The 11893-nt window shown below is 77.3% G+C and carries 17 protein-coding genes; 12 read left to right on the top strand and 5 right to left on the bottom strand.

Features of this window, described 5'->3' with window-relative positions; translation table 11 throughout:
- Both GTQ99_RS12555 and GTQ99_RS12550 read left to right on the top strand, forming a co-directional pair.
- Positions 1 to 609 (top strand): zinc-binding dehydrogenase (locus GTQ99_RS12555; protein WP_166616071.1); only part of this gene is annotated, 609 nt, incomplete at its 5' end.
- Positions 610 to 716: 107 nt separating this feature from the next.
- Positions 717 to 1238, top strand: coding sequence for a MarR family winged helix-turn-helix transcriptional regulator (locus GTQ99_RS12550; RefSeq protein WP_166616070.1), 522 nt, complete (start codon positions 717 to 719; stop codon positions 1236 to 1238).
- 42 nt (positions 1239 to 1280) lie between these two features.
- On the opposite strand, the gene GTQ99_RS12545 is transcribed toward GTQ99_RS12550, so the two are convergent.
- Positions 1281 to 2081 carry a helix-turn-helix transcriptional regulator gene (locus GTQ99_RS12545; protein ID WP_338074954.1) on the bottom strand — a complete coding sequence of 267 codons (801 nt, stop codon included), beginning with the start codon at positions 2079 to 2081 and terminating at the stop codon, positions 1281 to 1283.
- A 49-nt stretch (positions 2082 to 2130) separates the two neighbouring features.
- Here GTQ99_RS12545 and GTQ99_RS12540 point away from each other — a divergent pair, with 49 nt between their 5' ends.
- Genes GTQ99_RS12540 through GTQ99_RS25140 form a run of 3 tightly spaced genes read left to right on the top strand, consistent with a single transcriptional unit; the run spans position 2131 to position 3566 of the window.
- Positions 2131 to 2586, top strand: coding sequence for a DUF2000 family protein (locus tag GTQ99_RS12540; RefSeq protein ID WP_338074953.1), 456 nt, complete (start codon positions 2131 to 2133; stop codon positions 2584 to 2586).
- A gap of 21 nt (positions 2587 to 2607) precedes the next feature.
- Positions 2608 to 2973, top strand: a complete 366-nt coding sequence (locus GTQ99_RS12535) for an STAS domain-containing protein (RefSeq protein ID WP_166616069.1) — start codon at positions 2608 to 2610, stop codon at positions 2971 to 2973.
- Positions 2970 to 3566, top strand: coding sequence for a DUF1684 domain-containing protein (locus tag GTQ99_RS25140; RefSeq protein ID WP_166616068.1), 597 nt, complete (start codon positions 2970 to 2972; stop codon positions 3564 to 3566). Before GTQ99_RS12535 ends, GTQ99_RS25140 begins: the two co-directional genes overlap by 4 nt.
- A 9-nt stretch (positions 3567 to 3575) precedes the next feature.
- Here the strand turns inward: GTQ99_RS25140 and GTQ99_RS12525 are convergent, their stop codons facing one another.
- Positions 3576 to 4133 carry a hypothetical protein gene (locus tag GTQ99_RS12525; protein WP_166616067.1) on the bottom strand — a complete coding sequence of 186 codons (558 nt, stop codon included), beginning with the start codon at positions 4131 to 4133 and terminating at the stop codon, positions 3576 to 3578.
- A 62-nt stretch (positions 4134 to 4195) separates the two neighbouring features.
- Positions 4196 to 4996: an exodeoxyribonuclease III gene (locus tag GTQ99_RS12520; RefSeq protein ID WP_166616066.1), complete on the bottom strand. Its 801-nt coding sequence runs from the start codon at positions 4994 to 4996 to the stop codon at positions 4196 to 4198.
- Positions 4997 to 5090: 94 nt separating this feature from the next.
- On the opposite strand from GTQ99_RS12520, the gene GTQ99_RS12515 reads away from it, so the two are divergent.
- The 3 genes from GTQ99_RS12515 to GTQ99_RS12505 all read left to right on the top strand — a co-directional run bounded on the left by GTQ99_RS12515 (position 5091) and on the right by GTQ99_RS12505 (position 6958).
- A complete protein-coding gene (locus GTQ99_RS12515; protein ID WP_338074952.1) occupies positions 5091 to 5825 on the top strand; it encodes a FadR/GntR family transcriptional regulator in 735 nt (244 codons plus the stop codon).
- Between the two features lie 78 nt (positions 5826 to 5903).
- Positions 5904 to 6554 carry an SRPBCC domain-containing protein gene (locus GTQ99_RS12510; RefSeq protein ID WP_166616065.1) on the top strand — a complete coding sequence of 217 codons (651 nt, stop codon included), beginning with the start codon at positions 5904 to 5906 and terminating at the stop codon, positions 6552 to 6554.
- Positions 6551 to 6958 carry a metalloregulator ArsR/SmtB family transcription factor gene (locus GTQ99_RS12505; protein WP_166616064.1) on the top strand — a complete coding sequence of 136 codons (408 nt, stop codon included), beginning with the start codon at positions 6551 to 6553 and terminating at the stop codon, positions 6956 to 6958. Before GTQ99_RS12510 ends, GTQ99_RS12505 begins: the two co-directional genes overlap by 4 nt.
- Positions 6959 to 6992: 34 nt before the next feature.
- Here the strand turns inward: GTQ99_RS12505 and GTQ99_RS12500 are convergent, their stop codons facing one another.
- Both GTQ99_RS12500 and GTQ99_RS12495 read right to left on the bottom strand, forming a co-directional pair.
- Positions 6993 to 8018, bottom strand: coding sequence for an aldo/keto reductase (locus tag GTQ99_RS12500; protein ID WP_166616063.1), 1026 nt, complete (start codon positions 8016 to 8018; stop codon positions 6993 to 6995).
- On the bottom strand, positions 8015 to 8863 hold the full coding sequence (locus GTQ99_RS12495) for a fumarylacetoacetate hydrolase family protein (protein ID WP_166616062.1): 849 nt from the start codon (positions 8861 to 8863) through the stop codon (positions 8015 to 8017). The genes GTQ99_RS12500 and GTQ99_RS12495 overlap by 4 nt, the downstream gene beginning before the upstream one ends.
- 149 nt (positions 8864 to 9012) lie before the next feature.
- On the opposite strand from GTQ99_RS12495, the gene GTQ99_RS12490 reads away from it, so the two are divergent.
- The 4 genes from GTQ99_RS12490 to GTQ99_RS12475 are packed head-to-tail and all read left to right on the top strand — an operon-like array spanning position 9013 to position 11805.
- A complete protein-coding gene (locus tag GTQ99_RS12490; RefSeq protein WP_166616061.1) occupies positions 9013 to 9993 on the top strand; it encodes an acetylxylan esterase in 981 nt (326 codons plus the stop codon).
- Between the two features lie 11 nt (positions 9994 to 10004).
- Positions 10005 to 10610 (top strand): orotate phosphoribosyltransferase, encoded by a 606-nt coding sequence (gene pyrE / locus GTQ99_RS12485; RefSeq protein WP_166616060.1) that lies wholly within the window; start codon positions 10005 to 10007, stop codon positions 10608 to 10610.
- A complete protein-coding gene (locus tag GTQ99_RS12480) occupies positions 10610 to 10978 on the top strand; it encodes a hypothetical protein (protein ID WP_166616059.1) in 369 nt (122 codons plus the stop codon). Before pyrE ends, GTQ99_RS12480 begins: the two co-directional genes overlap by 1 nt.
- A 50-nt stretch (positions 10979 to 11028) precedes the next feature.
- Positions 11029 to 11805, top strand: a complete 777-nt coding sequence (locus GTQ99_RS12475; RefSeq protein WP_205707352.1) for a methyltransferase domain-containing protein — start codon at positions 11029 to 11031, stop codon at positions 11803 to 11805.
- Positions 11806 to 11893 lie beyond the last annotated feature (88 nt).

The raw sequence follows: 11893 nt of genomic DNA, 5'->3' as shown, positions 1-11893 counted from the left end.
GGCCAGGGCGGTGGCGTACTTGCCGACCACACCGCCGCCGCCCTGCCCTCGGTGGCCCTGACCGCCTGGCAGGCCCTCTTCGACGACGGCGAGCTGCAGGCCGGTCAGCGGATCCTCGTCAACGGCGCCGGCGGCGTGGTCGGCAAGTACGCCACCGCCCTGGCCCGCCGCGCCGGCGTGCACGTCATCGCCACCGCCAGCCCCCGCAGCATCGACGCCGTGCGCGCCGCCGGCGCCGAGCAGGTCGTCGACCACACCACCACCGACCTGCTCAGCGCCGTGGACGGGCAGGTGGACGTCCTGCTCAACCTCGCGCCCATCGACCCCGAGCGCTTCAGCGCGCTGGTGGCGCTGGTGCGCGACGGCGGCACGGTCGTCAGCACCACCGCCTTCATGACCACCCCCGGCGACGAGACCCGCGGGGTGCGCGCGGTCACCGTCTTCGTGCGCCCGAACCGCGAGCGCCTGGCCGAGCTGGTCTCGCTGGTGGACGCCGGGCAGCTGCACGTGGAGGTCACCCGCCGCATCCCGCTGGCCGAGCTGCCCGCCCTGCACGCCGAAGCCGCCGCCGGGCGCATCGCCGGCAAGGTCGTCGTCCTGCCCGCGTGAACCTCGCACGACCGGCGAACCCCGTGGGTCCCAAGGGGTCTGCCGGGAGGTCGAGCCGGGCCACCGCGCCCGGGTCGTCCCGGATCCGCAGCACGTAGGGTGCGCGCATGCCCGACCCGACGCCGTCCCTGGACCCGGCACAGCTGGGGGCCTACTTCTCCCTCATCGAGGTCACCAGCCTGCTGCGTCACGCCGTCGAGCAGCAGCTGCGCGAAGCGGGCGACCTCAGCTACGTGCAGTTCCAGCTGCTGGCCCGCCTGGGCGACTCCTCCACCGGCAGCGAGCGCATGACGGACCTGGCCGACGGGGTCGTCTACAGCCGCAGCGGTCTGACCTACCAGGCCGGCCTGCTGGAGAAGGCGGGCCTGCTGACCCGCGCCCCCTCTCCCGACGACGAGCGCAGCACCACCGTGACGATCACGCAGGCGGGCCGCGAGCGCCTGCGGCGGGTGTTCCCCGGTCACGTCGAGCTCGTCGCCGGCCTGCTCTTCGCGCCCCTGTCGAGCCAGGACGTCACCACCCTGGCGGCTCTGCTGCGACCCGTCCGGGACCACATGCGCGCCGCTCCGCCGCGCTCGGCGGCACCGCGGCGCAAGAAGGCGGCGCCGGACGGCACGCGGTCGACGTGAACGCCACGCGCTCCGCACGCGTCCCCGCGACGACGCGCCGCCTCAGCGGCCGGCGGCGAAGCGCCCCGGGGTCGTGCCGAGCACCCGGCGGAAGTGCCGCGTCAGGTGGGGCTGGTCGTGGAAGCCCGCCAGCACCGCCACCTCGGCCGGGCGGTGCCCGCGCAGCAGCAGCCGCCGCGCGCCGTCCACCCGGCGGGCGGTCAGGTAGGCGTGCGGCGGCATCCCCACCTCGCGGGTGAACGTGCGCACCAGGTGGGCGGGGGAGGCGCCGAGCGCCGCAGCGGCCTGCGCCAGCGAGACCCCCTCGACGACGTGCTCGTCGAGCAGCCGCCGCAGCTGCCGGGCCAGCGGGACGTCGCGCACCTGCACCGGCGGCACCCGGCGCAGGTGCGCGTCGATCGCGTCGAGCAGCAGCGCGGCGCGCGAGGAGGCCTGCAGCTCCTCGTGCGCGGCGCCGGGGCCGGCGAGCGCGGCGTGCAGGGCGCGCGCGGCGCGGGCCAGCCGGGGGTCGGGCAGTTCCGGGGCGTCGGCGGCCCGGCCCGCGAACCGGGCCGGCAGCGCGTCCTGCTCGAGGTAGAGCACGCGCTTGCGGAACCCCTCGCGGGTCGCGGCGCGCCCGTCGTGCGGCACGTGCGGCGGCAGCAGCGTCACCAGCGACCCCGTGCCGTGCGGGCGCGAGCCGAGGTCGTAGCGCACCGCGCCGCTGTCCACGAGCAGCACGGTCCAGGTGTCGTGCACGTGCAGCGGGTAGGCGTGCTCGACGAAGCGGGCGTGCAGGACCTCGGCGACGCCCGGCAGGCCGGGCCGCCAGCTGCGCACCTGCTCGCCGGGACGCGCGACCACGTCAGGAACGTACAAGACCGCCGCCCGCGCGGGGGCGCACGCTGAGCCGGTGAGCACCGAGACCGACCACCCCGCGACCCCGCCCGCCGCGCCCGTCCGGTTCGAGACCAAGATCGCCGTCGTGGTCCGCGACGACCTGCTGCCCTGGCAGCGGCTGAACGTCACGGCCTTCCTGGCCAGCGGGATCACCGCCGCCAACCCGGAGCTGGTCGGCGAGCCCTACGCCGACGCCGACGGCACGCGCTACCTGCCGCTGCTGGGCCGGCCCGTCCTCGTCTTCGAGGCCGGCGCGGACGTGCTGCGCGCCGCGCACGCGCGGGCGGTCGGCCGCGGGGTGCAGACCGCGGTGTTCACGGCCGGGATGTTCGCCACCGGCCACGACGCGGCGAACCGGGCCGTCGTCGCGGCCCTCGCGGGCGCCGACCTCGACCTCGTCGGCCTCGCCGTGCACGGGCCGAGGAACGCGGTGGACAAGACCCTCAAGGGCGCCCGCACGCACCCCTGAGGCGCAGGTACCGTCCTCGCTGTGACGTCGAGCGAGGTGTTCCCCGGGTTCACCGGGCCTGCGGGGACGGTGCGGGTCGACCGCGCCGGGGAGCGCGTGGTGGTCCACCTGGCCGGTGAGGTGGACGCCTGCCTCGGCCCCGTCCTGGGGCGCGGTGTCGAGGAGGCGCTCGCCACCGGGCTGCCGGTCCTGGTGCGGGCGGACGGGGTGACCTCCATGGACTCCACCGGCCTGGGCTTCCTGGCCCGGCTGGCCTCCCGCAGCGCCGAGCGGCGCATCACCGTCACCGGTGCGCCCGACGTCGTGCGCCACCTCGTGCACCGGGCCCGGCTGGAGGGCGTGGTCGAGCTCGTGGACGGCCCCGGCGAGGCGGGGGGCGCCCGGTGAGCCGCCTCGACGTCCTCGACTGGCGCCGTCGCGTCGGCGACCTCTACGCCGCCGTGCGCGCCAGCGCCGCGCCGGCCGACGGGCACGCCCTGTGGACGGCGGTGCGCGACGAGCTGTTCGCCACCCACCCGGCCAGCCCGCTGCCGCCCGCGGCGCGCGCGGGCTTCCGCGGCCTGCCGGTCGCGCCGTACGACCCGGCCCTGCGCTTCGAGGTGCCCGTGCTGGAGGCGGAGCCGGCGGTGCGCGAGGCCGCCACCGGCACCGACGGGACCGTCCGCTTCGAGCGCGTCGGGCGCGTGGCGCTGCCGGGGGTCGGGGACCTCGACGTGTGGTGGCTGGACCAGTACGGCGGCGGGCTGTTCCTGCCGCTGAAGGACCCCGGCCCCGGTTACGGCGGTGGGCGCTACGTGCTGGACACCGTCAAGGGCGCCGACCTCGGCGGCGCGCGGGACCCGCGCGAGGCCCTGGTCGTCGACCTCAACTTCGCCTACGCGCCCAGCTGCGCGCACGACCCGGCGTGGGCGTGCCCGCTGCCGCCGCCGGGCAACGCCGTCGACGTCCCCGTGCACGCCGGCGAGCTGGCCACCGGCTGACCCCGGGGGTCAGGGCACGGGCCCCTGGGCCGGGACGGCGACGCGCTCGCGCAGGTCGAGGGAGCGGGGGTGCGGGCGCCCGCGCCGCCAGGCGCCCAGCAGGGCCTCGGTGGCCTCGTCGTCGCCGGCGCAGCGGAACAGCCCCAGCGTGTAGATGCGCGAGGCCTCCTCCGCCTGCCGGTGCCAGGCGAACTCGTCGCCCAGGTGCAGGTAGGCCTCCACGTCCGCGGGGCGGTCGGTGAGGACCTCGTCGGCCAGGGCCACGGCCTCGCGCAGGTGCCCGCAGACCAGCAGCGCGGAGACGACGTAGCAGCGGGTGTCGGGGGAGACGTGGTCGCCGGTGGCCAGCGCCTGCCGCGCCAGCCGCAGCGCCCGGGAGGCGTCGCCGGCGTACGCGGCGTGCTCGCTGGCCGCGACGAGCAGGCGGCCGCGGGAGACCGAGTCGCCGGGGACGGCGCCCAGGGCCCACGACTGCAGCAGGTCGGCGACGGCGCGCTGCCCCCGCGCGTCGTTGGCCGCGTTCAGCTCGACCGTCTCGAGGTCGTCGCAGGTGATGGGTGATCTCACCCTCCGGAACCTACCCACGGCGGCTGCGGCAGTCTCGCCCGCGAGCGCTCACCGGCCCGTTGTCAGCCGTTCGGCGCAAGCTCCACGAGCACCGGCGCGTGGTCGGAGGCGCCCTTGCCCTTGCGCTCCTGGCGGTCGATGGTCGCGCCCGTGACGCGGGCGGCGAACGCCGGCGAGCCGAGCACGAAGTCGATGCGCATGCCCTGGCGCTTGGGGAAGCGCAGCTGGGTGTAGTCCCAGTACGTGTAGGTGCCCGGCCCCGGCGCGTGGGGGCGCACCACGTCGGTGAAGCCGGCCTGCACCAGGGAGCGGAACGCCGCCCGCTCGGGCTCGGAGACGTGCGTGGAGCCGGCGAAGAAGTCCACGTCCCACACGTCGTCGTCCTCGGGGGCGATGTTGAAGTCGCCGACGAGGGCGACGGGGGTGTCCGGGTCCTCGGCCAGCCGGCGCCGCCCCGCCTCGCGCAGCTGCTCCAGCCACAGCAGCTTGTAGGCGTAGTGCGGGTCCTCCAGGCCGCGGCCGTTGGGCACGTACAGGCTCCACACCCGCACCCCGCCGCACGTGGCGCCGATCGCGCGGGCCTCCACGACCGCCGGGTCGCCGAAGCGCGGGACGTCGGGGGAGAAGGAGGTGCTGACGTCCTCCAGGCCCACCCGGGAGACCAGCGCGACGCCGTTCCACTGCGAGAGCCCGTGGTGGGCGACCTCGTAGCCGAGGTCGGTGAACGCCTGCTCGGGGAACTGCTCGTCCTTGCACTTGGTCTCCTGCAGGGCGACGACGTCGACGTCGCTGCGGTCGATCCAGGCCAGCACGCGGTCGAGTCGGGCGCGGATCGAGTTGACGTTCCAGGTGGCGAGTCGCACGGGCGGGACGTTACCCCTGGTGGCCCCGCGCCGAGTCGTCAGACGACTAGGCTGGCGGGCCCGGACCTGGACCCGGACCCGGACTGGAGACGACGTGCCGAGCGAGCAGCCCGACGGCCGTGCCGCGCCGTCCCCCTCCCAGACGGACGTGGTCGTCAGCGGCATCAAGCGGATGCTCCTGGACGGGACGCTGGGGCCCGGGCAGCGCCTGCCGGTGGAGGCGGACCTGGCGCGCGCGCTCGGCGTCTCGCGCGGGCCGCTGCGCGAGGGCGTGCGGGCGCTGTCGTACCTGGGCGTGCTGGAGACGCGGCAGGGCGCGGGCACCTACGTCACCGCCCTCGACCCCGCGCTGCTGCTGGCGCCGGTGTCCTTCCTCGCCGACCTGCAGCGGCCCGGCGCCTCGCCCGCGCTGCACGAGGTGCGCCGGCTGCTGGAGACCGAGGCGGCCGCCCTGGCCGCCCGGCACGCCGGCCCGCAGGCGCTGGCGGCCGCGCAGGAGGCGCTGGACGCGGTGTCCGGCCCGGGCGCGGTGGACCCGCAGGCGTTCGTCGAGGCCGACGTCCGCTTCCACCGGGCGGTCGCGCGGGCCAGCGGGAACCCGGTGCTGGCGGCGCTGGTGCAGGCGTTCGCGGGGCAGACGGTGCGGGCGCGGGTGCGCCGGGCCGTCGGCGACGAGGGCGCCCTCGCGCGCACGGTCCAGGAGCACCGCGCGGTCCTGGAGGCGCTGCGCGCGCGCGACCCCGACCGGGCGCGGCTGCGGATGGGCGCGCACCTGCTGGCGGTGGAGGACTTCCTCGCGGGGGAGGACCCGGACACCGCTCCGTCCTGAGGCCCGCCCGGGCCTTGCGGCACCCGTGGGGCAGGGCTAGCCTCAATCTACAAGTTGATACTTATGGATGGAGTCGACATGACGACCGATCCCCTCACCGTCGCCGGCGCCGTGGCCCGCGAGGTGCGCAGCGGCTCCCGCGACGGGGCGCCGACGAAGATCGCCACCGCCCGCCGGACGTACCCCACCGACCGGGCCGACCTGTGGGAGGCCCTCACCAGCGCCGAGCGGATCCCCCGCTGGTTCCTGCCGGTCAGCGGCGACCTGCGCGTCGGCGGCCGCTACCAGCTCGAGGGCAACGCCGGCGGCACCGTCGAGCGCTGCGAGCAGCCCGCCGTGCTCGCCCTGACCTGGGAGATGGGCCCCTTCGTCTCCTGGCTGGAGGTGCGCCTGCGCCCCGCCGCCGCGGGCACCGTGCTGGAACTCGCGCACGAGGCGCCCGTCGACCCGGGGATGTGGGAGCAGTTCGGCCCCGGTGCCGTGGGCGTCGGCTGGGACCTCGCGCTGCTCGGGCTCGGGCTGCACCTGGAGAGCGGGGCGGCGGCCGACCCGGCCGAGGGGGCCGCGTGGCCGACGACCCCGGAGGGGACGGAGTTCGTCCGCCGGGCCGCCGACGGCTGGGCCGCCGCGGCCGCCGCCGACGGTGACGACCCCGCCGCCGCGGCCGCGGCCGCCGAGCGCACGGTGGAGTTCTACACCGTCGTCCCCGAGGACGCCGCCGGCACGTGAACGAGGACGTCTTCGCGGCGCTCGCCGACCCCACCCGCCGGCGGCTGCTGGAACTGCTGGCCGGCGGCGAGGAACCGGTGGGCGCCGTCACCGCGGCGCTGCAGGCGCACCACCCGATCTCCCAGCCCGCCGTCTCGCAGCACCTCAAGGTGCTGCTGGCGGCGGGGCTGGTCAGCGTCCGCGCCGAGGGCACCCGGCGGTTCTACGCCCTGGAGCCGCGCGGTCTGGAACCCGCCCGCCGGTGGCTGGCCCACCTCGGCGACCCGCTGCAGGCCTTCGCCGGACCGCTCGACGCCCTGGCCACCGAGGTCGCCCGCGGCCGTCGCGCCCGCCGCGCCGCGACGCCGTCCGCGGGGCAGCAGGACGCGGGACAGCGCGACGCGGGACAGCGCGACGCGGGGTAGCGGCCGTCGGCGCTGTCGCGGCCCGGGCGGGCGGTCAGCCCGGCGCCGGCAGCGGGACGTCCTCGCGCACGGTCCCGGCCTCGCGCAGCGCCCGCCACGCCGCGGCGGGGACCTCGACGTCGAGCAGCGCGGCGGCCGCGCGCGCCTCCTGCGGGCTGCGCACCCCCAGGACGGCGGAGGCGACGGCGGGGTGGGCGAGCACGGCCTGCACCGCGAGCGCCGGCAGCGGGACGCCGTGCTCGCGGGCGGTGCGGGCGGCGGTGCGGGCCCGCGCGAGCACGTCGGCGGGCACGGGCGCGTAGCGGTACGTGGCGTCCTCGCGGGGTTCGTCGACGGCCAGCAGCCCGGAGCCGAAGACCCCGCCGAGCACGACGGACGTGCCGCGGCGCAGCGCCGCGGGCAGCAGGTCGTCGAGCGCCGGCTGCTCCAGCAGGTCGTACTGCCCCGCGCACAGGACGACGTCGAGGTCGAACTCCTCCACGAGCGCGGTCAGGCGCGCCGAGGAGTTCATCCCGGCGCCGACCGCGCGCACCAGGCCCTCCTCGCGCAGGCGCAGCAGTTCCGGCAGGGCGCCGGCCCGCGCCGCGTCCAGGTGCTCGTCGGGGTCGTGGACCAGCAGCACGTCGACGCGGTCCAGCCCCAGGCGCTCCAGGCTCTCCTCCAGGCTGCGGCGCACGCCCGCGGCGGAGAAGTCCCACACCCACCGGCGGGTGGGCGGCACGTCGAAGGCGCCGTCGCGGACGGCCGGCGCGCCCTCCTCGACGGGTTCGACCAGCCGGCCCACCTTGGTCCCCAGCACGAACCCCCCGCGCGGCACGCCGCGCAGCGCGCGGCCGACGCGCTCCTCGGACAACCCGGTCCCGTAGTGCGGGGCGGTGTCGACGTAGGTGATCCCCGCGGCCAGGGCGGTGCGCACCGCCTCCAGCGCGACGTCCTCCTCGACGGCCGCGTACAGGTTGCCCACGGGCGCCCCGCCGAACCCCACGCGGGGGACCTCCACGTCCGAGCGCCCCAGCCGGCGCGTGCCGCCGCGCAGGCCCGTGCTCTCGCGCAGGCTCACGCCGGCGCCAGCTCGTTGCGGGTGCGCCCCAGGCCGTCCACCTCGCACTCGACGACGTCGCCGGCGCGCAGGTACGGCTTGGGGTCCGGGCGGCCCAGCGCCACCCCGGCGGGGGTGCCGGTGTTGATGACGTCCCCGGGCTGCAGGACCATGAACCGGCTGAGGTAGCGCACGAGCTCGCCGACGCCGAAGACCATGTCCCGCGTCGTCCCCTCCTGGCGCAGCTCGCCGTTCACCCACAGGCGCAGCCCGAGGTCGCCCGGGTCGGGGACCTCGTCGGCGGTGACGAACCACGGCCCCAGCGGGTTGAACGTCTCGCAGTTCTTGCCCTTGTCCCACTGCCCGCCGCGCTCGAGCTGGAACTCCCGCTCGGACACGTCGTGGGAGACGACGTAGCCGGCGACCGCGGCGAGCCCCTCCTCCGCGCTGTCCAGGTAGCGCGCCGTCGCGCCGATGACGACGCCGAGCTCCACCTCGTAGTCGGTCTTCGTGCTGCCGCGCGGGACCAGGACGGTGTCGTGCGGGCCGACGACGGTGGAGGGCAGCTTGAGGAACAGGATCGGCTCGGCGGGGATCGCGGCCCCGGTCTCCGCGGCGTGGTCGCGGTAGTTCAGCCCGATGCAGACCACGGCGCCCGGGCGCGGCACGGGCGCGCCGACGCGGCGCCCGCTCAGGTCCACCTCCGGCGCAGTGCCCGCCCGCACGGCGGCGTCCGCGGCCGCGAGGTCCTCGGCGCTCCAGGGCCGTTGCGCGTCCAGCACCCCCGTGAGGTCGAGCGTGCGCCCGTCGGGGAGCAGGGCCGCGGGGGTCTCCCGGCCCAGCGGGCCGGTGCGCAGGAGCTTCACGGAGGTCCTCCCTGGATCGCGTCGGGCCGCCCTCGGCCCGATCGCCTCGATGAGACCCTGACGCCGCCTCGCGCGCAGTGTCAAGATGTCGTCTGATGAATCTCCGCCGCCCGGTGCGGAGGAACCGTTCCGGTCGACGAGGAGTCGGTGTGGCGCTGTCGGACATGTCCCTGGAAGAGCTGGAGCGGCTGGAGGTCGTCCTCGACGAACCCGCCGACCTCGACGACTTCTGGCGGAGCACGCTGACGGAGGCCGCCGCCCACCCCCTCGACGTGCGCCGCACCCCGGTCCCCACTCGTCTGACGACCCTGACGCACGAGGAGTTCTCCTTCGCCGGCTGGGGCGGTCACCGCGTCAACGGCTGGCTCGTGCGCCCCGCGGGCGCGCAGGGGCCGCTGCCGGCCGTCGTCGAGTTCATCGGCTACGGCGGCGGGCGGGGGCTGGCCGAGGACCGGCTCACCTGGGCGAGCGCGGGCTACGCCCACCTCGTCGTCGACACCCGCGGGCAGGGGGCGGTGTGGGGCGGCGGCGGCGCGACCGGCGACCCGGCCGGCTCCGAGGTGTCCGCGCCGGGCTTCACCACGCGCGGCATCCTCGACCGCGACACCTACTACTACCGGCGCGTCTACACCGACGCGGTCCGCGCCGTGGAGGCCGCGCGCAGCCAGCCGGACGTGCTCGCGGACGCCGTCAGCGTCACCGGGACCAGCCAGGGCGGCGGGATCGCGCTCGCCGCGGGCTCGCTGGCGCCCGGGGTGCGCGCCGTCATGGCCGACGTGCCGTTCCTGTCCTGGTTCCGCCGCGCCGTGCTCGTCGCCGACACCGACCCCTACGCCGAGATCACCCGCTACCTGGCCGTCCACCGCGACCGCGTCGAGCAGGTGCTCGCCACCCTCGACCACTTCGACGTCGCCCACCTGGTCGCCCGCGCGAGCGCGCCCGCGCTCGTCTCGGTGGCGCTCATGGACCGCACCTGCCCGCCGTCGACGGTGTGGGCGGCCCACCGCCGCTACGGGCTGCGCGGCGGCGGCCGCTGCGAGCTGGCGGTCTACCCCTTCAACGGCCACGAGGGCGGCCAGGTGCACCACTGGCGCCGCCAGCTGGAGTGGCTGGCGGGTCAGCTCGCCTAAGCTGCCGTGCCGTGAGCACCCCAGCCCCCGAGCCGGCCGCCAGCACCGCCCGCACCCGCCTCGCCGCGCTCGTCGCGGACAAGGCCGTCGTGCGCCGGCGGGTGACGCTGTCCAGCGGCGAGCAGGCCGACTACTACGTCGACCTTCGCCGCACCAGCCTGGACGGCGAGGCCTCGGCGCTCATCGGCCCGGTGCTGCTCGACCTCGTCGCCGACTGGGACTTCGAGGCCGTCGGCGGGCTCACCATGGGCGCCGACCCGGTCGCGCTGGCGATGGTCCACGCCGCCAACGCCCGCGGCTGGGCGGCCGCCCACGGCGGCCGGGCCCTGGACGCCTTCGTGGTGCGCAAGGCGGAGAAGGCCCACGGCCTGCAGCGGCGCATCGAGGGCCCCGAGGTCGCGGGCCGCCGGGTGCTGGCCGTGGAGGACACCTCCACCACCGGCGGCTCCGTGCTCACGGCCGTCGAGGCGCTGCGCGAGGCCGGTGCGCAGGTCGTCGGGGTCGCCGTGATCGTCGACCGCGACACCGGCGCCAAGGAGCGCGTCGAGGCCGCCGGGCTGGAGTACCGCGCCGCCTTCGGGCTGGCCGACATCGGCCTCGCGGGCGAGGGCTCCTGATGGGCGGCGCGGGCACCGCCGTCCTCGTCGTCGTGCTGCTGCTGGTCCTGCTCGCCCTGCTGTGGGCGGTGAGCACCCGGGCCGCGCTGGTGCGCATGCGCGACCTGGCCGTGGAGGCGGGGGCGCTGGCCGAGCAGCGCCGCAGCCGGCTGGCCGACCTCACCCTGCACGCCGGCGGCGAGCAGGAGCCGGACCCGCAGCTGCACCGGGCGGTGGCCGACGCCGAGCACCGCCTCGCCGGCGACCTCGCCTTCCACGCGGCGGCCGTGCGCGCCTACGACGGCCGGCTGGCCGGCGTGCCCGCCTCCTGGGTGGGGGCGCTGACCGGTCTGCACCCGCTGGGCGCGGCCGCGGACCACGAGCGCTGAACGCGCTGCCGCCGGCGCTGCGGGCCGCCCTGCCCGCGCTGCGCTGCCCCGTGTGCGCGCAGGCCCTGCGAGCGCTCGGCGCGGGGGTCGGCTGCGCGGCCGGGCACCGCTTCGACCTGGCGCGCCAGGGCCACCTGACCCTCGCCGCGGGCGCCAAGGCGCCCGGTGACACCCCGGCGATGGTCGCCGCCCGCGAGCGCTTCCTCGGCGCCGGGCACTACGACGCCGTCGCCGCCGCGGTGGCCGAGCTCGCCGCCCCCGCCCGCTTCGTCGTCGACGTGGGCGGCGGCACCGGGCACCACCTCGCGGCCGTGCTGGAGGCCACGGGCGCGCACGGCGTCGTCGTCGACGCCTCCACCGCCGCCCTCAAGCGCGCCGCCCGCGCGCACCCGCGGGCCGCCGCGGTCGGGGCGGACGTCTGGCGCGGCCTGCCCCTGGCGGACGGCTGCGCCGACCTGGTGACGACGCTCTTCGCCCCGCGCGGGGTCGCCGAGATCGCCCGGGTGCTGCGCCCGGGCGGGCGCTGGATCGTGGTCACCCCGCTGCCCGAGCACCTGGAGCAGGTCCGCGGGCCGCTGGGCATGGTCGGAGTCGAGGAGCGCAAGGCGGACCGGCTGCACGCCGACCTCGCCGCCTTCGAGGCCGTCACCGAGCGCGAGCTGCGGGTGCAGCGCTCCTTCGGGCGCGAGGACCTGCGCGCGCTCGTGCTCATGGGGCCCAGCGCTCACCACGTCGGCGCCGCCGACCTCGACGCGCGCCTGGCCGCCGTCGCCGAGCCGGCCGAGGTCACCGTCGCCGTGCGCCTCACCGTGGTCCGCCGCCCCTGACCCCGGTGCACGACGCGCTCCAGCGCACCTCCACGAGCGTCTGCGTGCGCACCGCCCGGGCGGGGACGGCCAGCGGTTGCCTCACGGC

Source organism: Kineococcus vitellinus, assembly GCF_009906315.1.
Taxonomy (GTDB): Bacteria; Actinomycetota; Actinomycetes; order Actinomycetales; family Kineococcaceae; genus Kineococcus; species Kineococcus vitellinus.
The sequence above is the reverse complement of the archived record's forward strand: the minus strand, read 5'-3'. Positions and strand labels throughout refer to the sequence as shown.